The sequence below is a fragment of the Achromobacter spanius genome (genome assembly GCF_002812705.1).
In the GTDB taxonomy this organism is placed as follows: domain Bacteria; phylum Pseudomonadota; class Gammaproteobacteria; order Burkholderiales; family Burkholderiaceae_B; genus Achromobacter; species Achromobacter spanius.
The window spans coordinates 1,712,888-1,735,384 of the sequence record NZ_CP025030.1; the positions used below are offsets into that span (position 1 = coordinate 1,712,888).

The 22,497-nt window shown below is 64.4% G+C and carries 18 protein-coding genes; 11 read left to right on the top strand and 7 right to left on the bottom strand.

All coding sequences use genetic code 11. From position 1 onward, the window contains the following. The 4 genes from cydX (at position 1) to CVS48_RS07815 (ending at position 4,177) form a co-directional block, all read left to right on the top strand. Positions 1-126: a cytochrome bd-I oxidase subunit CydX gene (cydX, locus tag CVS48_RS07800; RefSeq protein ID WP_042796116.1), complete on the top strand. Its 126-nt coding sequence runs from the start codon at positions 1-3 to the stop codon at positions 124-126. Between the two features lie 77 nt (positions 127-203). After that, positions 204-1,877 (top strand): thiol reductant ABC exporter subunit CydD, encoded by a 1,674-nt coding sequence (gene cydD, locus CVS48_RS07805; RefSeq protein ID WP_242001345.1) that lies wholly within the window; start codon positions 204-206, stop codon positions 1,875-1,877. Beyond that, positions 1,874-3,571, top strand: coding sequence for a thiol reductant ABC exporter subunit CydC (gene cydC / locus CVS48_RS07810; RefSeq protein ID WP_100853946.1), 1,698 nt, complete (start codon positions 1,874-1,876; stop codon positions 3,569-3,571). The genes cydD and cydC overlap by 4 nt, the downstream gene beginning before the upstream one ends. 54 nt (positions 3,572-3,625) lie before the next feature. Beyond that, entirely contained in the window at positions 3,626-4,177 is a 552-nt protein-coding gene (locus tag CVS48_RS07815; protein ID WP_100853947.1) for an adenine phosphoribosyltransferase, read from the top strand. A 482-nt stretch (positions 4,178-4,659) separates the two neighbouring features. Here the strand turns inward: CVS48_RS07815 and CVS48_RS07820 are convergent, their stop codons facing one another. Next, positions 4,660-5,550 carry a LysR family transcriptional regulator gene (locus CVS48_RS07820; protein ID WP_100853948.1) on the bottom strand — a complete coding sequence of 297 codons (891 nt, stop codon included), beginning with the start codon at positions 5,548-5,550 and terminating at the stop codon, positions 4,660-4,662. A gap of 393 nt (positions 5,551-5,943) precedes the next feature. Here CVS48_RS07820 and CVS48_RS07825 point away from each other — a divergent pair, with 393 nt between their 5' ends. Both CVS48_RS07825 and CVS48_RS07830 read left to right on the top strand, forming a co-directional pair. Then, entirely contained in the window at positions 5,944-6,327 is a 384-nt protein-coding gene (locus CVS48_RS07825) for a DUF4148 domain-containing protein (RefSeq protein ID WP_100853949.1), read from the top strand. A 467-nt stretch (positions 6,328-6,794) separates the two neighbouring features. Further along, positions 6,795-7,907 carry a porin gene (locus tag CVS48_RS07830; protein WP_100853950.1) on the top strand — a complete coding sequence of 371 codons (1,113 nt, stop codon included), beginning with the start codon at positions 6,795-6,797 and terminating at the stop codon, positions 7,905-7,907. Between the two features lie 162 nt (positions 7,908-8,069). On the opposite strand, the gene ilvA is transcribed toward CVS48_RS07830, so the two are convergent. Then, positions 8,070-9,578 (bottom strand): threonine ammonia-lyase, biosynthetic, encoded by a 1,509-nt coding sequence (gene ilvA, locus CVS48_RS07835; RefSeq protein ID WP_100853951.1) that lies wholly within the window; start codon positions 9,576-9,578, stop codon positions 8,070-8,072. Between the two features lie 157 nt (positions 9,579-9,735). Here ilvA and CVS48_RS07840 point away from each other — a divergent pair, with 157 nt between their 5' ends. Together CVS48_RS07840 and CVS48_RS07845 are read left to right on the top strand one after the other, a co-directional pair. After that, complete coding sequence (locus tag CVS48_RS07840; protein ID WP_100853952.1) at positions 9,736-10,272, top strand: YqaA family protein; 537 nt, start codon at positions 9,736-9,738, stop codon at positions 10,270-10,272. A 132-nt stretch (positions 10,273-10,404) separates the two neighbouring features. Continuing rightward, complete coding sequence (locus CVS48_RS07845) at positions 10,405-14,364, top strand: DUF3683 domain-containing protein (RefSeq protein ID WP_100853953.1); 3,960 nt, start codon at positions 10,405-10,407, stop codon at positions 14,362-14,364. A 143-nt stretch (positions 14,365-14,507) separates the two neighbouring features. Here CVS48_RS07845 and CVS48_RS07850 read toward each other — a convergent pair whose 3' ends face one another. Together CVS48_RS07850 and CVS48_RS07855 are read right to left on the bottom strand one after the other, a co-directional pair. Beyond that, complete coding sequence (locus tag CVS48_RS07850) at positions 14,508-15,476, bottom strand: Bug family tripartite tricarboxylate transporter substrate binding protein (RefSeq protein WP_100853954.1); 969 nt, start codon at positions 15,474-15,476, stop codon at positions 14,508-14,510. Positions 15,477-15,637: 161 nt separating this feature from the next. Next, complete coding sequence (locus CVS48_RS07855; protein WP_100853955.1) at positions 15,638-16,357, bottom strand: YggS family pyridoxal phosphate-dependent enzyme; 720 nt, start codon at positions 16,355-16,357, stop codon at positions 15,638-15,640. Between the two features lie 200 nt (positions 16,358-16,557). On the opposite strand from CVS48_RS07855, the gene CVS48_RS07860 reads away from it, so the two are divergent. Together CVS48_RS07860 and CVS48_RS07865 are read left to right on the top strand one after the other, a co-directional pair. Then, entirely contained in the window at positions 16,558-17,799 is a 1,242-nt protein-coding gene (locus tag CVS48_RS07860; RefSeq protein WP_100853956.1) for an aminotransferase-like domain-containing protein, read from the top strand. Positions 17,800-17,949: 150 nt separating this feature from the next. After that, the gene (locus tag CVS48_RS07865; RefSeq protein ID WP_100853957.1) at positions 17,950-18,966 is read left to right on the top strand and encodes an amino acid ABC transporter substrate-binding protein; all 1,017 of its coding nucleotides are present in this window, start codon (positions 17,950-17,952) and stop codon (positions 18,964-18,966) included. A gap of 37 nt (positions 18,967-19,003) precedes the next feature. Here CVS48_RS07865 and CVS48_RS07870 read toward each other — a convergent pair whose 3' ends face one another. From CVS48_RS07870 to dprA, 3 genes are all read right to left on the bottom strand, one after another. After that, entirely contained in the window at positions 19,004-19,477 is a 474-nt protein-coding gene (locus CVS48_RS07870) for a hypothetical protein (RefSeq protein ID WP_100853958.1), read from the bottom strand. Then, positions 19,474-20,382 carry a hydroxymethylglutaryl-CoA lyase gene (locus CVS48_RS07875; protein WP_100853959.1) on the bottom strand — a complete coding sequence of 303 codons (909 nt, stop codon included), beginning with the start codon at positions 20,380-20,382 and terminating at the stop codon, positions 19,474-19,476. Before CVS48_RS07875 ends, CVS48_RS07870 begins: the two co-directional genes overlap by 4 nt. A 151-nt stretch (positions 20,383-20,533) precedes the next feature. Then, positions 20,534-21,646 (bottom strand): DNA-processing protein DprA, encoded by a 1,113-nt coding sequence (gene dprA, locus CVS48_RS07880; protein ID WP_100853960.1) that lies wholly within the window; start codon positions 21,644-21,646, stop codon positions 20,534-20,536. Positions 21,647-21,957: 311 nt separating this feature from the next. On the opposite strand from dprA, the gene def reads away from it, so the two are divergent. After that, entirely contained in the window at positions 21,958-22,470 is a 513-nt protein-coding gene (gene def / locus CVS48_RS07885; RefSeq protein WP_100853961.1) for a peptide deformylase, read from the top strand. The last annotated feature ends 27 nt before the right edge of the window (positions 22,471-22,497 follow it).

Consider the following 22,497-nt stretch of genomic DNA (forward strand, 5'->3'; position numbering starts at 1 on the left):
ATGTGGTATTTCTCGTGGATACTCGGTCTGGGTTTGGCGTGTGCGTTCGCCATCCTCAATGCAATGTGGTTCGAGCTGCGCGAAGGTCATACGCATGACCCGCGCGCCAGCCGTAACGACGAGTGAGCGGCGGCGCCAGCAGCCTCGAGCACGATCCTTCGGCCAGTTTGCAGAAACCGCCGCGCGAGCAGTCGCGGTGGTTGATGACGCTTGCCAAGTCGGCCAGGCTTCCGTTGATGCTGGCAGGCGCCGCGCCGCTTGTCAGCGGCGCCTTGCTGGTGGTTCAGGCGTGGTTGCTGGCCAGCGTGCTGGACGCGGCGATCATGCAAGACGTGCCGCGCCAGGAACTGCTGATCAGCATTGTCGGCATCGCCGCCTTGATGCTGGTGCGCGCCACCATTACCTGGGCGGGCGAGCGCGCGGGCGCGGACGCGGCCGAGCGCATCAAGCGCCACGTGCGCCAGTCGCTGTTTTCGCGGATGGTCGCCAAGGGGCCGTACTGGAGCCGTGGCAAGGCGTCCGGCGAATTGGCCAGCGCGGTGGTGGATCAGGTTGAAGCGCTGGATGGGTTCTTTGCCAAGTACCTGCCCGCCATGGCCGCCGCCGCCATGTTGCCGGTGGCGTTTTCGGTGTTGCTGCTGCCGGTGGATGTCATTGCCGGGCTGGTGCTGCTGATCACCGCGCCCCTGATTCCCCTGTTCATGGCCCTGGTCGGGTGGGGCGCGCAAGGCGCCAGCCGCCGCCATCTGCGCGCCTTCGCCCGCTTGTCCGGCTTCTTCGCGGACCGTCTGCGTGGCTTGTCCACGCTGAAGCTCTATGGCCGCGCCGACGCCGAAGCGGCCTCGGTCGTGGCGGCCAGCGATGCGTTGCGCCAACGCACGATGTCGGTGCTGCGCATTGCGTTCCTGTCGTCGGCCGTGCTGGAGTTCTTTGCGGCCTTGGGCGTGGCGGGCGTGGCCGTGTATATCGGCTTGACGTACCTGGGCTTTCTGGATGTGCGCTGGTCGCCGCTGACGTTGCAGGCGGGCTTGTTTTGCCTGTTGATGGCGCCGGAGGTCTACGCGCCGCTGCGCCAGTTCGCGGCGCATTATCACGACCGCGCCACGGCGCTGGCCGCCGTCACGCAGATCGCCGTCTTGTTCGATGGCCTGCCGCAAGAGGATGCCGAGTCCAAGCCGATGCATGGCACCCCTGGCACGGCGGCGACGTCGTTAGGCGCGGCGGGCCTGGCGGTGTCAGGCTTGACCGTCCTGGCGCCGGGCAGGGCGCACGCCGTGTTGTTCGAGGCCTCGCTGACGCTGGCGCCCGGCGAGCACGTGGCGTTGATGGGGCCTAGCGGCATTGGCAAGTCCACCTTGATCGAAGCCATCGCGCGACTGCGCCCAGGTAAAGGTGATATCCGTATCGACGGCCAGCCCTTGGCCGACTGGGACGAAGCCGCATTGCGCGGCCGGGTCGCCTTGATTGGGCAGACGCCGCAACTGCTGGCCGGCTCCATCGCCGACAACATCCGGCTGGGCTGTCCTGGGGCGTCCGACGGGGATGTGCAGGAAGCCGCGCGCCGCGCCTGTGTGCTGGAGTTCACGGCCGCGCTGCCCCAAGGCCTGGACACGCCGCTGGGTAGCCGGGGCCAGGGATTGTCGGGCGGGCAGGCGCAGCGCGTGGCGCTGGCGCGGCTGTTCCTGCGTGACCCTGGCCTGATCCTGCTGGACGAACCCACGGCGCATCTGGATGAAGCGACTCAGGCGCGGCTGTTGGATGAAATCCTGACATTCTCCGTCGGCCGTACCTTGCTGCTGGCCACGCACTCTGCGGCGGTCGCGGCGCGCCTGGGCCGTGTCGTGCGGGTGGTGGGCGGGAAGGTGGAAGACGCATGAAGAATCTGTTGTTGCTGTTGCCCTTGTATGCACGCCGTAAAAGCGGGCTTTTACTCGCATTGTTCTGTGCGCTGGCAACCGTTGCCGCCGGCGTTGGGCTGCTGGGCGTCTCCGGCTGGTTCCTGACCGGCGCCGCGATCGCGGGCGCAGGCGGGGCCTTCAATCTGTTTGCGCCGTCCGCGCTGGTGCGCGGGCTGTCCTTTCTGCGCATCGTGTCCCGTTATGCGGATCGCGTGGTGGGTCATTCGGCTACCTTGCGTCTGCTGGCGGACTTGCGTGCCACGGTGTTCGGCGCCTTGATCCGCTTGACGCCTCGTCAACTGGCGCGCTATCGCAACGGCGATCTGGTCGCGCGCATGACGGGTGACGTCGATGCCTTGGACACGGTGTTTCTGTTTGTGTTGGCGCCCTTGGCGACGGCCGTGCTGGCCGGTGCAGTGCTGACCGCCGTGTTGGGCATGTGGGTGCCTGCCGCCGCGCTGGCTTTCGCGCTGGCTTTGTTGACTGCCTGTGTGCTGGTGCCCCTGTGGCTGCTGCGCGCCGCGCGCAAGCCGGGCGCGGCCGCGCAGGAAAGCGCGGCGGGATTGCGCGCGGCAACCCTGGATGCAGTGGATGGCCACGCGGACATGGTGGCGTTGCACGCGCAAGCGCAGACGGCCGAGCATTTCGAACGCTTGTGCGAGGCCAGTGCGCGGGCTCGCCGCAGTCAGGCGCGCGTTGCCGCAAGGGGGCAGTGGTTCTTGCAGGTGGCGGCGGGGGTGTCGGTGCTGGCATTGCTGTGGTTCGGCTTGGGCACGCACGAAGCAGGCGGCATCGAAGGGCCGGTGCTGGCCGGGCTGCTGCTGGCCGTCATCGGCATTTTTGAAGTGGCGGGGCCGATCATGCGGGGAGCTTCGCGCATGGGTTCGGCCATGACGGCGGCGGCACGCATCCGCGACGTTACGCAGGCGCAGCCCGACATGCACGACCCGGCCACGCCGCGAAGCTTGCCGGCCGGCGGGGTGCTGGAATTGGATGGCGTCAGCTTTTGCTATCCCGCCCGGTCGGCGGGCGTCAGCCCGACGGTGCTGGATAGTATTGATCTGCGGGTGGAACCGGGCGAGCGCGTGGCCATCCTGGGCGCCAGCGGCGAGGGCAAGTCCACCTTGTTGCACTTGATTCTGCGCTTGGAAGACCCGCAGGCAGGGCGGGTACGCTTTGGCGGATGCGACGCGCGTGACGCCATGCAAAGCGACTGGCATCGGCGCATTGCCTTGCTGTCTCAGGATGCGCCCGTGTTTCTGGGCACCTTGCGCACCAATCTGCTGATCGGCGACGCCACGGCCGACGACGCGGCCTTGTGGCGCGCCTTGGACGCTGCCCGGCTGGGCGACTTTGTGCGCGGGCTGCCGGAAGGGCTGGACACCTGGGCGGGAGAAACGGGGTCGCAATTGTCGGCTGGGCAGGCGCGCCGCCTGTGTCTGGCGCGCGCATTGCTGTCGCCGGCTGCTGTGATCGTGCTGGACGAACCCACCGCCGGCTTGGACGCGGTGGCGGAAGCGGATTTCTTCAATGACCTGGAACGCGCGGTGCAGGGACGCACCGTGGTGCTGGCTACGCATGCGGCATTGCCCCCGGGCGCGGTGGACCGTTGCCTGCAATTGCGCAATGGACGATTACATGACGTGTCATCGCCGGCGGCAATCCTGGCTTAAGCGCGGTGGCAAGGTTATAGTTCGCCTTGCTTCAATTCTTCAGGCCCGCCTTTCATGCAGACCGACAACGCCGAGACCATCCGGCGCACCATCCGCAGCGTTCCGGACTGGCCCCAACCTGGTGTCACCTTCCGCGACATCACGCCCGTCCTGCAGGACCCGCGGGCGTTTCGGGTTCTGATCGATCTGTTCGTTTACCGCTATATGCGCCAACGCCTTGACCTGGTGGCGGGTGTGGACGCGCGCGGTTTCATCGTGGGCAGCGTGCTGGCCTATGAACTCAACCTGGGTTTCGTGCCGGTGCGCAAAAAGGGCAAGCTGCCTTTCCGTACCGTGGCCGAGGAATATTCGCTGGAATACGGCAATGCGGCGGTTGAGATGCACACGGATTCCGTGCGCACCGGCCAGCGCGTACTGCTGGTCGACGATTTGATCGCCACGGGCGGCACGATGCTGGCCGCGATCAAGCTGCTGCAACGCCTGGGCGCGAATGTGGTGGAGGCTGCGGCCATTATTGATCTGCCTGATCTGGGGGGTTCTGCGAAAGTCGCCGCAACAGGCACGCCGCTGTTTACGGTTTGCCAGTATGGGGCGGGTACGCCTTAGGGGTACTGTTGGCGGTTGCTTGATGGGTTTCGCGCGAATTAGGGCGGGGTTCTTGGTGGCGGGTTCTCGCGCTGCACCCATCCTACGAGTTGCTGTTTGTTCGCCGCTGCTGATGGGTTTCGCGCGAATTCGGGCGGGGTTCTTGGTGACGGGTTCTCGCGCTGCACCCATCCTACGAGTTGCTGTTTGTCCGCCGCTGCTTGATGGGTTTCGCGCGGATTGCGCCGGGGTTCTCGGCGCCGCTCTCTCGCGCTTCATCCATCATACGGTTGTCGGTAGGATGGGTGTGGCGCGCGACGGTGTGCATTGAAAATTTGATGCTGATCGCGCGAACCCATCAGGCAGCCGTCGCGTTGTGGCTGAATTGGCTATGTGTTCATCGCTGCGGTGTGGCTGAATTTTCTGTTTATTCACCGCCGCTTGATGGGTTTCGCGCGAATTGCACTGGGGTTCTTGGCGCCGGCTCTCGCGCTGCACCCATCCTACGAATCGGACAGCCTGGGTTGGATGAAATCCAGGAACGCCTTGGTTTTGGCGGGCAGCATGCGCGAGGGCAGCAATGCGAATAGCGGCAGGGGCGTGAGGCTCCAATCGGGTAGCACGCGCACCAGGCCCGCTTGATTGATGGCGCGTTCCATCGCGTCGAATACCAGCAGCGGCGTAATGCCCAAGCCCTGGCCGGCAAGACGCCCCAACATGCCCACATTGTTCGCCGACAGCCTGCCCGACACCTGCACGCGCTCTACCTTGTCGCCCGAATGCAGCATCCAGAACGACGATTCCTCGCGCATCGTGGGGCGCAGGCATTCGTGGTGGGTCAGGTCGGCCGGTACGCGCGGCTCGCCATAGCGGGCCAGATAGTCCGGCGACGCATACAACTGGTGCGCCATCAGCACGATCTTGCGTGAAATCAAACTCGAATCGGGCTGCTGCCCGAAGCGCAGGATCAGGTCGAACGGATTGCTGATGGGGTCGATCGGACGCATGCTCAGATCGAAATCGCATTCGATGTCGGGGTGCTGCTCGCGAAATTCGCGAATGACCGCGGGCAAGAACAATTGCGCCAGGCTGGTGGGCAGTGAAATGCGCAAACGCCCTTTGGGCTGCACCGCCATGTCCAGCAATTGGTCATGCGCAATGCGCGCTTCTTCGACGATGTGCCGGCAGCGTTCAAAGTAAATGGCGCCGGCTTCGGTCAGATCGATTTTGCGCGTGCTGCGATTCAGCAGCCGCATCCCGACGCTGCGTTCCAGTTCACTGACGCGGCGCGAGAGCGTGGATGTCGGAATATTCAAGGCTTCGGCGGCGTGGCTGAAGTTCTTGCGCTTGGCGACTTCGACAAAGAGCGCGATGTCGTTAAGCTGGATATCCATGGGGCCTCGAGTCTCTAAATTCCATTTCTGGCAGGTTTGTATGATAAATGGATTTATTGTCCCGCCAGCGAAAATGTCTATTCCCGCGCGACGAGCATCTTCTTGCCGGGGCTACCAGGTCGAACTTCCCCGGCCAGGCTTGCGCCAAGCTGAATACCCATAAGGCTCGCGGCGTGTCGCCGCTCCAGGGTAGTGCGCAGAAATCGCGCAAATTCCCACGGCATTCGCCGGATACAACATGCAATTGTCCCATTCGTGAAAAGATGTTCACCAAAATAAGGGTTTTTACTAAGCTCGAAACCCCAGATACTTCGTCCCAGCAATCAAACAGTCACATAGCCGTTGCCATTCTGGCAGCAGACGCTGTGCAAGGTTTAGGATGGAGTCATCACAATGAAAGCCCTAGCAACCGCACTCATGGTCACCGCAACCCTAGTCGGCATGTCCGCCGCTCACGCTGATGGCAAGACGCGTGAACAGGTTCAACAAGAACTGCAAGCCGCCAAGGCCGCCGGCCAGGTCACGTTTGGCGAACTGGATTACCCGCCCGCCGCCGTGCAGCAAACCAGCCTGACGCGCGATCAAGTCCAACAAGAACTGCAAGCCGCCAAAGCCGCCGGCCAAGTCACCTCTGCCGAGCTGGACTACCCGCCCAAGGCCGCCGTGTCGCAATCGGCCGGCAAGTCGCGCGAACAAGTTCGCCAGGAATTGGCTGAAGCCAAGGCCCGCGGCGAATACACCTTCGGTGAATTGGACTACCCGCCCAAGGGCAAGTAAGGTTGCAAGCCCGGCTTGCGCGGGCACCCGGATGGTCACGAAACCCCTTGAGACGCCAAGGGGTTTTTTTATCCTCGCTGACGCAACGGCTTCCGCGATGGCGTGGTGATGTGGGGCGCCGCTGTGGTGTTTACGCCGCAAAACTGTACGCCGCTACCAACAACTGCTGTCAAAAAATCCCGCGCCGTGACGCCATCGCGCCGCCTGCCACCGGCAATAGCGAGTAAACATTCGTATTTGTTTTCAAGGCGTTAAGGCGCATCCCCAGGCGTTCTGACGTTTCAGCCGGCTGTCATTATCCCAGCCGTGGAAAGTAGTTCGTCAAAACCGGTGTTACTTCAAGTTGCACCAGGCCGGACACTAGATGTAGTGCAGACGCCGCTTGCGGATTGCAGCGGCACGCAGAAGCCCGTCGCTTGGACGGCGCGACTGCGCATGCCTTTTATCTCGCCATTTTGGGGACTTATATGAAGAAGACGCTATTGGCCGTTGCGTTGCTGGCAGGCTCTGCCGGCGCCGCGCAAGCCGCCGACTCCGTAACGCTGTACGGCTTGATCGACGCGGGTATCGGCTACGAGCAAGTGAAGTTCAATGGGGCCAAGCAAAGCCGTTTTGGCGGCGTTCAAGGTGTCAGCAGCGGTTCGCGTTTCGGCCTGCGCGGCACGGAAGATCTGGGCGACGGCCTGCGCGCCGTGTTCACCCTGGAAGGCGGCTTCGGTCCCATGAACGGCAAGTCGGCGCAGAACGGCCGCCTGTTCGGTCGTCAAGCCACCGTGGGCCTGGACAGCGATTCCTGGGGCCGCCTGGAATTCGGTCGTCAAACGAACCTGGCGTCGAAGTACTTCGGTTCGATCGACCCGTTCTCGATCAGCTACAACACCGCCAACATGGGTACGACGTTCGGCAGCGCCAACACGATGCGCCTGGACAACATGGTGCTGTATCAAACCCCCAGCCTGGGCGGCTTCAAGGCCGGCATCGGCTATTCGTTCAGCGCCGATGACACCGTCAGCGACACCACGCAGACCGGCTTCGCCACCGGCGACAACAACCGTGTGCTGACCGTTGGCATGCAGTACGTGAACGGCCCCTTGAACCTGGCCGCGGCCTATGACCGCTTCGATCCGACCAACGATCGCGTTGGCGGCAAGAGCGCGGCTCGCATCCAGGAATACATCATCGGCGGTTCGTACGACTTTGAGGTCGTGAAGCTGGCGGCCGCTTTTGGCCAGACCCGCGACGGCTGGTTCGTGGGTCAGAACATGGGCACCACGCCGGAAGGCATGAACACGCTGGGCTCGTTCAAGCTGGCCGACGGCTTTCGCGCCAACTCGTACATGATCGGCGCCACCGTGCCCTTGGGCCGCCACGCCGTGTTCGGTTCCTGGCAGCGCGCGACCGCCGGCAACGACAAGCTCACGGGCGATGACGCCACGTTCAACGTCTACAGCCTGGGCTACACCTACGACTTCACCAAGCGCACCAACCTGTACGCCTACGCCTCCTATGGCGACAACTATGCGTTCCAGCACGACGCGCGCGACACCGCCGTTGCCGTCGGCGTGCGCCACCGTTTCTAAACGACGGGGCGCCTGACCGGACCCTGCTGAATGCGCGGCTTATCTCCGTACGCCGCCGAGTGACAGCAACCCCCGCCTGGGTCCGGCCGGGCGCATTCGACGCTCAGAAGGGAAGGGCCTCCATCTGGAGGCCCTCTCGCATTCTGGCGCTGTGTTTGTTGTCTACAGGAACAGCTTGTAGGCCGGGTTCTCGGTTTCGTTCCAATGCGGGTAGCCCAATTCGGCCACAAACGTGCGGAACTGCTTCTTGTCCGTGGGCGGCACCTGGATGCCGATCAGGATGCGCCCGTAGTCCGCGCCCTGGTTCCGGTAATGGAAGAGGCTGATGTTCCAGTCCGGGTTCATCGCGTTCAAGAAACGCATCAGCGCGCCGGGGCGCTCGGGAAACTCAAAGCGATACAGCAATTCGTTGCGCGCCAGCGCTGAACGCCCGCCCACCATGTGGCGCAGGTGCGTCTTGGCCATTTCGTCGTGGGTCAGGTCCAGCGTGTCGAAGCCATGGCGACGGAAGTTGGCCGCGATCTTGTCAGGCTCGGTCGCGGACGACACCTGGATACCGACGAACACGTGCGCACGGTCCGCGTCGGAAATACGGTAGTTGAATTCAGTGACGCTGCGTTCACCGACCAGTTCGCAGAAACGGCGGAAGCTGCCGCGTTGCTCGGGCATCGTTACCGCAAACACGGCTTCGCGCATTTCGCCGACTTCGGCGCGTTCGGCCACGAAGCGCAGGCGGTCGAAGTTCATGTTGGCGCCGCAGGCAATCGCCACCAGCGTCTTGCCTTTCAGATGGTGCTCGGCCGCGTACTGCTTGGCGCCGGCCACTGCCATGGCGCCCGCCGGTTCCAGGACGCTGCGCGTGTCCTGGAACACGTCCTTGATGGCGGCGCAGATCGAATCCGTGTTGACCACCACGAAGTCGTCCACGTACTGGCGCGTGAGCTTGAAGGTTTCCACGCCCACCATCTTGACGGCGGTGCCATCCGAAAACAGGCCGACGTCGTTCAACTGCACTCGGCGACCGGCGCGCACGCTGCGCAGCATGGCGTCGGAATCTTCGGTCTGCACGCCAATGATCTTGATCTCGGGCCGCAGTTGCTTGATGTAGGCCGCGACGCCGGAGATCAGACCGCCTCCGCCGATGGCCACGAAGATGGCGTCGATCGGCCCCGGGTGCTGGCGCAAGATCTCCATGCCTACCGTGCCCTGGCCGGCGATCACGTCGGGGTCGTCAAAGGGATGGACGAACGTCAGCTTCTCTTTTTTCTCAAGAATCTGCGCATGCGCGAAGGCGTCGGTGAAGCTCTCGCCCGCCAGGACCACTTCGCCACCCAGGCGGCGCACCGCGTCGATCTTCACTTGCGGGCTGGTGGTGGGCATGACGATGACGGCGCGGCAACCCAGGCGGCTGGCGGCCAGCGCCACGCCTTGCGCGTGGTTACCGGCCGAGGCCGCGATGACGCCCCGGTTCAGCGCGGCTGGGGTCAGGTTGGCCATCTTGTTGTAGGCGCCGCGCAGCTTGAAACTGAACACCGCCTGAGTATCTTCGCGCTTGAGCAGCACCGTGTTGGAAATCCGCGCGGATAGCTGGGGCGCGGCTTCCAGCGGTGACTCGACCGCTACGTCGTAAACCTTCGAAGTCAGGATGCGTTTCAGATAATCAGTGGACATGGACCGCGCAAGAGCAAGAGTGAGGACTGGGCCAGATTATTGCAGGGAATGCCGCGCCGCCAGAAAAGGTTTGTCGTGGCGATGGCGCGGCGGCGCCAAGGGCGGCCGATTCGATTCCTGATCTTCATTGGACCGGGCGCGGCTACACTCGCTCCTCATGGAAGAAAGCCTTTTATCCGCTGTTCAGTGGTTGCTGGGAATGTTGGCGCTGCCCTCGGTGGGCTTGTCCGCCATTTTTACGGTATCGCTCGTTTCCGCCACCTTGCTGCCGCTGGGCTCCGAGCCGGCGGTGTTTGGCTACATCAAGCTGTCGCCCGACATGTTTTGGCCGGCCATCCTGGTGGCGACGGCCGGCAACACCGTGGGCGGGGCGATCAGCTACTGGATGGGCGTGGGCGCCGAAAAAGCCGTGCATCGCTGGAAGGAAAAACACCCGCACCCTCATCCCGACGCCACCGAAAGCGGGCGGATGCGGGGCCGCTGGAATGAGCGCGCCCACGATTGGCTGCACCGCATGGGCCCGCCGGCCTTGCTGCTGTCCTGGTTGCCCGCCGTGGGCGACCCGCTGTGCGCCGTGGCGGGCTGGCTGCGTTTGTCGTTCTGGCCCTGCATGCTTTATATGGCCATCGGCAAATTCCTGCGCTATCTGGTCATGACGGCCAGCCTGCTGTGGTTCTTCCCGGGCCAGATCTAAGCACTGACGTTGAACTTAAATGGGGACGGGTAACGCCGGTTTCCTCGTGCCATTGGCCGGCTTCCCAGGGTTATTTGGGGTCAAGTCCGGCCAATGGCATAAAATAATTTTTTATGGGCCCCTCTTGCCGCCATGAACGCCCCACTCGCTAGCCACATTTTGAACGGGGCGATGCCGCCCGCGACACCCGCGCGACTGCGCGAAATCCCCTACAACTACACGTCGTTTTCCGACCGCGAGATTGTCGGCCGGCTACTGGGCGATGACGCCTGGAGCTTGCTGACCGACCTGCGCGGCGAGCGCCGCACGGGCCGTTCCGCGCGGATGCTGTACGAAGTGCTGGGCGATATCTGGGTGGTGCGGCGCAATCCGTACCTGCAGGACGACCTGCTGGACAATCCCAAGCGGCGCAAGCAGTTGATCGATGCCCTGCACCATCGCCTGGGCGAGATCGACCGCCGCCGCGAACCGGGCATACCCACCGAAGCAGGCCATGATCCGCATCGCGACGAAAAGGTGGTTGGCCTGTTGGCCCGCGCCCGTTCCGCGATTGCCGCCTTCGAAGGGGAATTCGACCAGACCACCATGATGCGCAAACAGGCGCAGAAGGTGCTGGGCCGCATCACCGCGCGCGACAACATCAAGTTCGACGGCCTGTCGCGTGTATCCCACGTGACGGACGCCACCGACTGGCGTGTGGAATACCCGTTCGTGGTGCTGACGCCCGATTCCGAAGATGAGATCGCCGCGCTGGTCACCGCCTGTATCGAGCTGGGCCTGACCATTGTTCCGCGTGGCGGCGGCACGGGCTATACCGGCGGCGCCATCCCGCTGACCTGGAAATCGGCCGTCATCAACACCGAAAAATTCGACAAGCTGGGCAAGGTCGAGTCCTGTATCTTGCCCGGGCTGACCGAGCCCGTGGCCGTCATCCACGCCGGCGCCGGCGTGGTGACCAAGCGCGTGTCTGAAGCGGCCGAAGCCGCGGGCTTTGTCTTCGCGGTGGACCCGACCTCGGCCGAAGCGTCGTGCGTGGGTGGCAACATCGCCATGAACGCGGGCGGCAAGAAGGCCGTGCTGTGGGGCACCGCGCTGGACAACCTGGCCTGGTGGCGCATGGTGGATCCGGACGGCAACTGGCTGGAAGTCACCCGCCTGGAACACAACATGGGCAAGATCCATGACGTGGACACGGCGCGCTTCGAACTCAAGTGGTTCGATGGCAAGGGCAAGCCCGGCGAGCGTCTCTTGAAGACCGAACTGCTGGAAATCAAGGGCCGCGTGTTCCGCAAGGAAGGCCTGGGCAAGGACGTTACCGACAAGTTCCTGGCCGGCCTGCCCGGCATCCAGAAGGAAGGTTGCGACGGCCTGATCACGTCGGCGCGCTGGGTGCTGCACCGCATGCCGCGCCACACGCGCACCGTCTGTATGGAATTCTTCGGGCAGGCGCGCGACGCCATCCCGTCGATTGTCGAGGTCAAGGGCTACCTGGACGGCGAAGGCAAGGCGCGCGGCGCCATCCTGGCCGGCCTGGAGCACCTGGACGAACGCTATCTGCGCGCGGTCGGCTACGCCACCAAGAGCAAGCGCGGCGTGCTGCCCAAGATGGTCTTGATTGGCGATATCGTCGGTGACGACGATGACGCGGTGGCCGCCGCCGCCAGCGAAGTCGTGCGCCTGGCCAACACGCGCCATGGCGAAGGCTTTGTGGCCGTGAGCCCCGAGGCGCGCAAGAAATTCTGGCTGGACCGCTCGCGCACCGCCGCGATCGCGCGTCACACCAACGCCTTCAAGATCAACGAAGACGTGGTGATTCCGCTGCCCCGCATGGGCGAATACACGGATCACATCGAACGCATCAACATCGAACTGTCGACCAGCAACAAGCTGAAGCTGCTGGGTGCGCTGGACGCCTACCTGTGCACGCCGCTGCCCATCGGCAAGGCCGACGATGCGGACATCGACAGCACCCGTGCCGAAGTGTTGGCCGAACGCACGCGCCAGGCGCTTGAGCTGCTGGGCAGTGTGCGCCAGCGCTGGCAATGGCTGCTGGACAACCTGGACCTGCCGCTGGCGCAGGCGCTGCCTGAACTGCAAGCGCTGGGCCTGGGCGACGTGCAAGCCGCGCTGACCGACCGCCTGGCCGCGCAACCCACCGCGCGCCTGTTCGACGTGGTGCAGGACCGCACGATCCGCGTGTCCTGGAAGACCGAAGTACTGCCAGGCTTGCAGCGTGCATTTTCGGGCGCGGCGTACAAGAAGATCGTCGACGAGCTGATCGCCATCCATGGCCGCGTGCTGAAGAGCCGCGTGTTCGTGGCGCTGCACATGCACGCCGGCGACGGCAACGTGCACACCAACATCCCGGTCAACTCGGACGACTACGAGATGCTGCGCGAGGCCCACCAGGCTGTCGACCGCATCATGCAGATTGCCCGCGACCTGGACGGCGTGATTTCCGGCGAACACGGCATCGGCCTGACCAAGTATGAATTCCTGACCGAAGCCGAGCTGGCGCCGTTCCAGGACTACAAGCGCCGCGTCGACCCCAACGGCCACTTCAACGCGGGCAAGCTGATGCCCGGCGCCGATTTGCGCCACGCCTGGACGCCCAGCTTCAACCTGATGGGCCATGAGTCGCTGATCATGCAGCAAAGCGACATCGGCGCCATCTCGGAATCCATCAAGGACTGCCTGCGCTGCGGCAAGTGCAAGCCGGTGTGCGCCACGCACGTGCCGCGCGCCAACCTGCTGTATTCGCCGCGCAACAAGATTCTGGCGACCTCGCTGCTGGTCGAAGCCTTCTTGTACGAAGAGCAGACGCGGCGCGGCGTCAGTCTGAAGCACTGGGAAGAGTTCGAAGACGTGGCGGACCACTGCACGGTTTGCCACAAGTGCTACAACCCCTGTCCGGTGGATATCGACTTCGGCGACGTGTCGATGAACATGCGCGCCGTGCTGCGCCGCATGGGTCGCAAGTCTTTCAACCCGGGCACGGCCAGCGCCATGTTCTTCTTGAACGCGAAGGACCCGGCCACCATCAACGCCACGCGCAAGGCGATGGTGGGCGTGGGCTACAAGGTCCAGCGCGCCGCGCATGACTTGTTTTCCGGATTGGTGAAGAAGCAGACGGCCAAGCCGCCGGCCACCGTGGGCAAGCCGCCGCTGCGCGAGCAGGTCATTCACTTCGTGAACAAGAAGATGCCGGGCGGGTTGCCGAAGCAGGCTGCGCGCAAGCTGCTGGATATCGAAGACGCGAACTACGTGCCGATCATCCGCGACCCCAAGGCCACGACCGCCGATACGGAAGCCGTGTTCTATTTCCCGGGTTGCGGTTCAGAGCGCCTGTTCTCGCAAGTGGGCCTGGCCACGCAAGCCATGCTGTGGCATGCGGGCGTGCAGACGGTGTTGCCGCCAGGTTATCTGTGCTGCGGCTATCCCCAGCGCGGCAACGGCATGACGGATAAGGCCGAGCAGATCATCACTGATAACCGGGTGCTGTTCCACCGGGTCGCCAATACGCTGAACTACCTGGACATCAAGACGGTGGTGGTTAGTTGCGGCACCTGCTATGACCAGTTGTCGGGCTATGAATTCGACAAGATCTTCCCGGGCTGCCGTCTGATCGACATCCACGAGTATTTGCTGGAAAAGGGCATCAAGCTGGAAGGCGCCAAGGGCGTGCGCTATATGTATCACGACCCCTGCCACACGCCGATGAAGCTGCAAGAGCCGATGAAGACGGTGCGGGCGCTGGTGGGCGATGAGGCCATCAAGAGCGACCGCTGCTGCGGGGAATCGGGCACGCTGGCGGTCAGCCGGCCGGATATCTCGACGCAGGTGCGTTTCCGCAAGCAGGAAGAATTGCTGAAGGGCGACGCGGCGCTGCGCGGAGACGGTTTCGCGGGCGACATAAAGGTGCTGACGTCGTGCCCGTCGTGCTTGCAGGGGCTGTCGCGCTATGAGGGCGACGTCAAGATGGAAGCGGATTACATCGTTGTCGAGATGGCCCGGCACATTCTGGGTGAAGGGTGGATGGAAGATTACGTGAAGCGCGCGAACGCGGGCGGGATTGAGCGGGTGCTGGTGTGATGGGTTGCGCGCGAAATTGACTTGGGATTTTCTTGGCGATTGTGCGCGCTTCACCCATCTTCGCGGTACCTGGCACCTTCCCGACATCAAAAAAAACCCGCGTCAGCCTAAGCTGAACGCGGGTTTTTTAACGGCTGACCGGATTATTCCAGCTTGATGTTCGCCTTCTTGATCACGTCTGCCCACGCGCTGCGCTCTTGTTCGGCGTAGGCCTTGAAGTCTTGCGCGGACATCGGCATCGGGATCACGCCCATGTCCAGCATCTTCTTGGATACGGCGTCGCTTTTCAGCGTGGCGTCCAGGTCGGCCGACAGCTTCTTCACCACCGCTTCCGGCACGCCGGCGGGGCCGACCAGGCCTTGCCAGGCGTAGGCCGTGAAATTGGCCACGCCTTGTTCTGCCATCGTCGGGGTGTCGGGCAGCACCGACAGGCGTTCCGGCGTGGCGGCGGCCAGGACGCGCAGCTTGCCGGCCTTGACGTTCGGCAAGCCGGAAGCCAGGTCGATAAACATCACATCCACCTGTCCACCCAGAAGATCCTGGATGGCGGGGGCCGCGCCCTTGTAAGGTACGTGCAGCAGGTCCGCCCCGGTGCGCTGCTTGAAAAGCTCAAGCGCCAGATGGTGCGGCGAGCCCGCGCCGGCCGAGGCCGCGCTCAGCTTGCCCGGTTCTTTCTTCGCGGCGGCCAGCACGTCGTCCACCGTCTTGTACGGCGAATTGACGTTCACGGCCAGCAGCAGCGGGAACTTGGCGATGCCGCCGATGTAGGTGAACTTGGCCGGATCGTAGGACAGCTTCGCGTACAGCGACGAATTGAATGCCAGCGTGCCTGAATCCGCCGTGCCGACCATATAGCCGGTGGGGTCGGCTTGCGCGATGGCGGTGGCGCCGATGATGGTGGCCGCGCCCGGGCGGTTTTCCACCACGATGGTCTGGCCCAGCGGCTTTTCCAGGCCGCTGGCGACCGTGCGGGCGACCACGTCGGTGCCGCCGCCTGCCGGGTACGGCACGATCCAGCGGATCGGCTGGGTGGGCCAGGATTGGGCGGAAGCCGTGGCGGCGGCCAGCGACAGGGCGGCCAGCGCCAACAGGCGCCGTGCGGGATGGTGCATGGGGTGTCTCCTCGTGCGGGATCAAAGATTGAGCGCGACGCGGGCGCTTCTTGTTCTGCGCCGTCAGTCCGCGCTGCTATTTTTTGCGCCGCTATTATGCTCGCGTTCCACGCGAAAAGGGGGCCGGCCGGCCCCCTGTTTTCCCGCATGCGCGTGTCGTGCTACTGCGGATCCGGGTATGTGCGGGCGCCGAAGATCGCCGTGCCGATACGCACTTCGGTCGAGCCTTCCTCAATAGCCAGTTCAAAGTCGCCGCTCATGCCCATCGACAAGCGCTCCAGCGAGACGCCGTCGATGTTCTCGGCACGCAGGCTGTCGCGCAGCTCGCGCAGGGCGCGAAAGCAGGCCCGTACGGGTTCTGGGTCGGACGAGTTCACCGCCAGCGTCATCAGGCCTTGCACGCGCAGGGTGGGAAACTCCGCCGCAATGCGGCGCAGGAACGCGGATACCTCTTCGGGCGCCATGCCGAACTTGCTGGGCTCGGTCGACGTCTTCACCTGGACCAGCACGTCCAGGGTCCGGCCCTCATTGAGCAGGCGGCGGTGCAGGGCCTCGGCCAGATCGGTGCGGTCCAGCGACTGCACTTCAGTGGCGTCGCGCGCGGCGTCCTTGGCCTTGTTGGTCTGCAAATGCCCGATCAGCACCCATTGCAGGCCTTGCCCGGCCAACGCGGCCGCCTTCTGCCGGATTTCCTGGGTCTTGTTTTCGCCGAAACGGGTCAGGCCCAGCGCCATGGCTTCGCGGATTGCGTCCACCTCGAAGGTCTTGCTGACGGGCAGCAGCACCACGCTGTCCGGGCTGCGCCCGGCGCGCGCGCAGGCGTCGGCAATGCGTTGGCGGATGTGGGCGATGCGCCCGGCCATGGTGTCTACGACGGTCATGCAGCTCTCTTGCAGGAACAGGATGTCCCATAGTGTAGGACTGTGCGGGACGGTTTCGCCACACCGCGTGCGACCGTCGTTGACCCTGCGTAATCCGCAGGCTTAGAATTTGCAGAGATTTGTTTATATTTCAATGTTCTATGCCCTCCGGCGCCGCCCCAGCAGGCGACACGGTTCTTCCCCTTCCCAGTCTCCCCGCCATGTCCAGCGCAGCGCCTGAATACGCCTTTGCCACGCCGTTCCTGAATCCCCCCGCATCCCCCATCCGATCGCTCATGCCGTATGCCTTGCGGCCGGGCACGATTTCGCTGGCGGGCGGCTACCCCGCGCAAGAACTGTTCGACGTCGAGGGCCTGTCGATCGCATCCACCCAGGTGATGTCGCGCCTGGGCGCGTGCCTGCAGTATTCCAATATTGACGGCCAGGCCAGCCTGCGCAACGAATTGGCCCGCTTGACGACCGCGCGCGGCCTGCAGTGCAACGCCGACACCGAACTTGTCGTGACGGGCGGCTCGCAGCAGGCCCTGGCGCTGCTGACCCGCGTGATGCTGCAACCCGGCGACCACGCCATCATTGAATCGCCCGCGTTCCCCAATTCCGTGCAGGCCTTGCGCTACACCGGCGCCACGGTGCATACGGTTGCCTCGGGCCCGGATGGCATCGACGTGGATGCGCTGGATGAGCTGGCCGCGCGCGTCAAACCCAAGATGGTCTGTGTGGTGGCGTCGTTCTCGAACCCTTGCGGCGCAACGATCTCGCGCCAGCGCCGCCTGCGCTTGCTGGAACTGGCCGTCAAGCACCGCTTCCTGATCGTCGAAGACGACCCCTACAGCGAACTGCGTTTTGCCGGCGAAGCGGTGCCGCCCATCGCGGCCTTGGCCGAGGGCGAAGCCCGCCACTGGGCCGTGTACCTGGCCAGCATGTCCAAGACCATGGCGCCAGCGCTGCGTATCGGCTGGCTGATTGCCCCGGCCGAAATTCGCCGCCGCTGCGTCAGCGCGAAGGCGGCCGACGACATGGCGTCATCCGCATGGATCCAGGAAGTGGTGGCGCAGTACCTGGCCAATGGCCGCTACGACGAACACGTGCCGCGCATACGCGCCGCCTATGGCTTGCGCTGCGACGCCATGGCCGAGGCCTTGGCCCGCGAGCTGGACGGCCGTGTCAGCTTCAGCAAGCCCGAAGGCGGCATGTTCTTCTGGGCGCGCTTGACGGGTGACGTGGACGCGACCCGCCTGTTGCCCTACGCCATCGAGCACGAAGTGGTCTATGTGCCGGGCAAGGCGTTCTATGCCAACGCCGAACAGGCCGACCTGTTCGCCATGCGCATGTCGTTCGCCACCATGAACGAAAGCCAGATCGCCCAGGGCATGGTGCGCCTGGGCCGCGCGCTGGATGCCTGCCAAGCCAACGAGCCTGTGTCGATTTCGCTGGCGGCGTGACGGCATAACCGCATCGCTGCAAAGCGGCGCTCGCTTGCGGGCCGCCGCGCACATACCTTAATAAGCGCTTGTTATTTGGCGCGGGCGCTTCATGTCTATAAGCTTCTTGCCTCGGCGCGTCCCCGCGCCCGGTAACACAGGAACCAGGTCATGAACATTGCAAAAGGGTTGGTGGGCGCGGCGCTCTTGATGGCGGCGGCGCAAGGTGCGCAGGCGGCAACGTTGGACGTCGTGCGCGAGCGCGGCGCCGTGGCCTGCGGCACCACCACGGGCTTTGCCGGCTTTTCGGCGCCCGATGCGCAAGGCAAATGGCAGGGGCTGGACGTAGACGTTTGCCGCGCCATTGCCGCGGCGGTCTTCGGCGACGCCAACAAGATCAAAATCGTGCCCTTGAATTCGCAGCAGCGTTTCACCGCGCTGCAATCGGGCGAAGTGGACGTGCTGACGCGCAACACCACCGTGACGCAGCAGCGCGATACCGCGTTGGGTATCATCCACGCCGGCATCAACTTCTACGACGGCCAGGGCTTTCTGGTGCCTAAGTCGCTGGGCGTGAAAAGCGCCAAGGAAATCAGCGGCGCCACCATCTGCCTGCAAACGGGCACGTCCAACGAAAACACGCTGGCCGACTGGGCGCGCGCCAACAACGTGACGTACAAGCCGGTGGTGATCGAAACGTTCAACGAGGTGGTCAACGCCTTTGCCACGGGCCGTTGCGATGTGTTCTCGACCGATGCGTCGGGCCTGGCCTCGATCCGTATTTCCAAGCTGCAAAATCCCGACGATTACCTGGTGCTGCCCGAGATCATCTCGAAAGAGCCGCTGGGCCCCTTCGTGCGCCAGGGCGACGATAAGTGGCTGAACATCGTGCGCTGGTCTCTGTCGGCCATGATCGAAGCCGAGGAATACGGCGTGACGTCCAAGAACGTGGACGAGCAGGCCAAAAGCGCCAACCCCAACATCAAGCGCATTCTGGGTGTGACGCCGGGCAGCGGCGCCAATCTGGGTCTGGACGAAAAGTGGGCCTACAACATCGTCAAGCAAGTGGGCAATTACGGCGAAAGCTTTGAGCGCAATGTGGGCGAAGGCAGCCCGTTGAAGATCAAGCGTGGCCTGAATGCGCAGTGGACGCAGGGCGGTTTGATGTACGCGCTGCCGATCCGTTGATCGTCCGATGGCGCTGTGGCTAGCGCAGCGCCGTCATTCACCCCTGCCGGTACAACTGCGCTATTTTCACGAAAGCCACGCGCAGTTCCCGGGTGCCGCCCTGGAGGATCACGGGCCGGCCCCGGTGCGTGAAGATCACCAGCCGTTTTGAAAACAGCATCGGTACGAAGCGGGCGTAGCGCACGTCTTCCCACGCGACTTCCCGGCGGGTGAACCACGACTGGCGCAGCCCGCGCTCGTCGATCGTGGTGATCGACACCTGCATGTGCCAGGACACGAACAGCAGCCCCACAAAGCACAGCACCACCACGACGGCCAGCAGGGTGTCGAAGGGCTGCGCGGGGGCGCGGATGGCGGTGGTGACCACCTGCACGCCCAGCACGGCCAGGATGACCCAGGCCAAAATCCTTACCCAATCCGGCCACGCCTGCCCTGACAAGGGCAACGGCCCGATCTCGCGCAGCAATGCCGCGCGGTCTTCCAAAGACGGGGCAGGGGCGGGCTGGTTCATGCGGCCCGTTTGGCCGCGATGGCATTGCCCGCGCGGCTGGAACCCTTGCGGTTCAGGTGGGCCGACATCCATTGGCCGATATCGACCACGGCGTCGAAGTCCACGCCCGTGTCGATGTCCAGGCCGCGCAGCATGTACAGCACGTCTTCGGTGGCGACGTTGCCGGTGGCGCCCTTGGCGTAGGGGCAGCCGCCCAGGCCGGCGACCGACGTATGGAAGATGGAAATGTCGGTTTCCAGCGCCGCCAGAATGTTGGCCAGCGCCTGGCCGTAGGTGTCGTGGAAGTGGCCGGACACGCGCGCCGGGTCAACCACGCGGGTGACTGCCGCCATCACGTCGCGCACGCGCTGCGGTGTACCCACGCCGATAGTGTCGGCCACGTCGATCTCATCGACCTGCATGGCCAGGTAGCGCTGCGCCACGTCCACCACGGCCTCGACCGGAACCTCGCCCTGGTATGGACAGCCCAGCGCGCAACTGATGCTGCCGCGCACGCGGATGCCGGCTTCGCGTGCGGCTTGCACCACGGGTTCAAAGCGGGCGATGGATTCGGCGATGGAGCAGTTGATGTTCTTTTGCGAGAACGCTTCGCTGGCGGCGCCGAAGATGACGATTTCGTCCGCGCCAGCGGCCAGCGCGCCTTCAAAGCCCTTCATGTTGGGCGTCAGCACCGAATAGATGGTGCCCGGGCGGCGCTCGATGCGCGCCATGACGTCGGCGCCGTCGGCCATCTGCGGCACCCACTTGGGTGACACGAACGACGCGGCTTCCACATTGGGGAAGCCCGCGGCCGACAGGCGGTTGATCAGCTCGACCTTGATCTCGGTCGGCACGAATTCCTTTTCATTCTGCAGACCGTCGCGGGGCGACACTTCGACGATCTTCACGCGGGAGGGCAAAGCCATGTCTCTTCCTGGTTCGATTTGGGTGACGCGGCGCGCAAGGCTGCGGCGCCATCGTCAATATTAGCGCCATCGGAACGCGCGCTGCCCAAGCGGGTGATGTGTCTATGAGCCGCGCGCAAGGTACGTGGGTTGAGAGCCCGCGCACCGGCTCCTAGGTCAGCCGCTGGTACCGCCCATCATCCAGACGGGCGATGCGGCCCTGCAATTCCAGTTCCACCAGTTGCGCTTGCAGATCGCCAACGGCCAGCCCCGAGCGGACCTGGATGGCGTCCAGGTGCAGCGGATCAAAGCCCAGCGCCTCCAGCACGGGGTGGCTGGGCAATGCGGGGGCGGGCGGGGCCGCACGGCGTGCGGTGGGCGTGGGGCCGCCGCCAAGTTCGTCGGTGATGTCAGCCGCCGTTTCCACCAGCTTGGCGCCTTGGCGGATCAGGGCATGGCAGCCGCGCGACAAGGGCGAATGGATGGAACCGGGAATGGCGAAGACCTCGCGCCCGCTTTCGCCGGCCAGCCGCGCGGTGATGAGAGACCCGCTTTGCTTGGCGGCTTCCACCACCAGCACGCCGCGCGCCAGGCCCGCCACGATGCGGTTGCGCTTGGGAAAGTGCGGCGGCAGGGCGCCCGTGCCCAAGGGGAATTCAGACACCAGCGCGCCATGCGCCGCGATGCGGTGCGCCAGATCACGGTGACGCGCGGGGTAGATGCGGTCAATCCCGGTGCCCATGACGGCGACGGTGCCCGCGCCAGCTGCCCCCGCGTCCAGCGCCCCTTCGTGCGCCGCGGCGTCGATGCCCAGCGCCAGGCCGCTGACCACGCGCCAGCCATGTCCGGCCAGATGGCGGGCGAACGCGCGCGCGATCTCCTGGCCGCCCGGCGTGGCGTTGCGTGCACCCACGACGGCAAGCGACGGTCCTTGCAGGAAGTCCGGGTTCCCCACCACATACAGCAGGATGGGTGGGTCGGCGATGGTCAAGAGGTTCTGTGGATAAGCAGGGTCGGCCAGCGTCAGGATGTAGCGGTCAGGGCCTTGCACCCATTGCAGCGCGCCTTCCACCAGGGCCGCCATGTCGGCCGGCATGGGCGCGGCCAGTTGGCGCGCCAGCGCGTCGGGCAAGTGGCGGGTCAGGGCGGTGGCGCGCTGCGCGTAAATCTGCTCGGGCAGGCCCAGCGCGCTCAGCAGCGTACAGGCGGTGGCGGAACCCACATTGGGCTCCAGGGACAGCCGCAACCAGGCGGACAGTTCGTCAACAGTATGCGTAAGCGGCATGAGGCGGGCAGGAAGGTGGAACCAGGGTGGGTAACCAGGGCGGGCAACCAGGGTGGGCAAGTGTCGCATGCAAGGCGCGATGCGCGTCGGCGGGGCAGGGATGAAAGCGTCCAGGCAGGGGCCATGTGATGCAACGGTGGTGGGTCTGGCCAGGATCCTGGATCGCCGTTGAAAAGGGGGCGGACCCGCCTCATCAACAAGCGGGGACGCAGCAATTCCGCAATGCCGGACTTAGCCGAAAACTATTAGAAATCAAGACTCTAATGAATTAAACTCTTGCCTAAGTATCAATTATTGGCGATCCCCTTTCAATGGCTTTACTTCCTATCCTTCGCTATCCGGACCCGCGCTTGCACAAAAAGGCCAAGCCGGTAGCCGAAGTCGACGACCGCATTCGTCAACTGGTGCGCGACATGGCCGAAACCATGTACGACGCGCCGGGTGTCGGCCTGGCCGCAACCCAGGTCGACGTGCATGAGCGCGTGGTCGTGATCGACGTGTCCGAGGACAGCAATGAACTGCTCACGCTGATCAACCCCGAGATCACGTGGCGCAGCGATGACCACAAGATCTACGAAGAAGGCTGTCTGTCCGTGCCGGGCGTCTACGACGAGGTCGAACGCGCCTCGCGTATCCGTTGCAAGGCGCTGGACATCGACGGCAAACCCTTCGAGTTCGACGCCGACGGCCTGCTGGCCGTGTGCGTGCAGCACGAGCTGGACCACCTGGAAGGCAAGGTCTTCGTTGAATACCTGTCCAACCTCAAGCAGAACCGCATCAAGACCAAGCTGAAGAAGGCCGAGCGCGAAGCGCTGCGCGACTGATTCCCGTTTTCCACTCTTTGGTCTGAC

Coding starts and splice junctions, on each gene's coding strand:
- cydX (WP_042796116.1), top strand. CDS start 1: ATGTGGTATTTCTCGTGGATACTCGGTCTGGGTTTGGCGTGTGCGTTC.
- cydD (WP_242001345.1), top strand. CDS start 204: ATGACGCTTGCCAAGTCGGCCAGGCTTCCGTTGATGCTGGCAGGCGCC.
- cydC (WP_100853946.1), top strand. CDS start 1,874: ATGAAGAATCTGTTGTTGCTGTTGCCCTTGTATGCACGCCGTAAAAGC.
- CVS48_RS07815 (WP_100853947.1), top strand. CDS start 3,626: ATGCAGACCGACAACGCCGAGACCATCCGGCGCACCATCCGCAGCGTT.
- CVS48_RS07820 (WP_100853948.1), bottom strand. CDS start 5,550: ATGGATATCCAGCTTAACGACATCGCGCTCTTTGTCGAAGTCGCCAAG.
- CVS48_RS07825 (WP_100853949.1), top strand. CDS start 5,944: ATGAAAGCCCTAGCAACCGCACTCATGGTCACCGCAACCCTAGTCGGC.
- CVS48_RS07830 (WP_100853950.1), top strand. CDS start 6,795: ATGAAGAAGACGCTATTGGCCGTTGCGTTGCTGGCAGGCTCTGCCGGC.
- ilvA (WP_100853951.1), bottom strand. CDS start 9,578: ATGTCCACTGATTATCTGAAACGCATCCTGACTTCGAAGGTTTACGAC.
- CVS48_RS07840 (WP_100853952.1), top strand. CDS start 9,736: ATGGAAGAAAGCCTTTTATCCGCTGTTCAGTGGTTGCTGGGAATGTTG.
- CVS48_RS07845 (WP_100853953.1), top strand. CDS start 10,405: ATGAACGCCCCACTCGCTAGCCACATTTTGAACGGGGCGATGCCGCCC.
- CVS48_RS07850 (WP_100853954.1), bottom strand. CDS start 15,476: ATGCACCATCCCGCACGGCGCCTGTTGGCGCTGGCCGCCCTGTCGCTG.
- CVS48_RS07855 (WP_100853955.1), bottom strand. CDS start 16,357: ATGACCGTCGTAGACACCATGGCCGGGCGCATCGCCCACATCCGCCAA.
- CVS48_RS07860 (WP_100853956.1), top strand. CDS start 16,558: ATGTCCAGCGCAGCGCCTGAATACGCCTTTGCCACGCCGTTCCTGAAT.
- CVS48_RS07865 (WP_100853957.1), top strand. CDS start 17,950: ATGAACATTGCAAAAGGGTTGGTGGGCGCGGCGCTCTTGATGGCGGCG.
- CVS48_RS07870 (WP_100853958.1), bottom strand. CDS start 19,477: ATGAACCAGCCCGCCCCTGCCCCGTCTTTGGAAGACCGCGCGGCATTG.
- CVS48_RS07875 (WP_100853959.1), bottom strand. CDS start 20,382: ATGGCTTTGCCCTCCCGCGTGAAGATCGTCGAAGTGTCGCCCCGCGAC.
- dprA (WP_100853960.1), bottom strand. CDS start 21,646: ATGCCGCTTACGCATACTGTTGACGAACTGTCCGCCTGGTTGCGGCTG.
- def (WP_100853961.1), top strand. CDS start 21,958: ATGGCTTTACTTCCTATCCTTCGCTATCCGGACCCGCGCTTGCACAAA.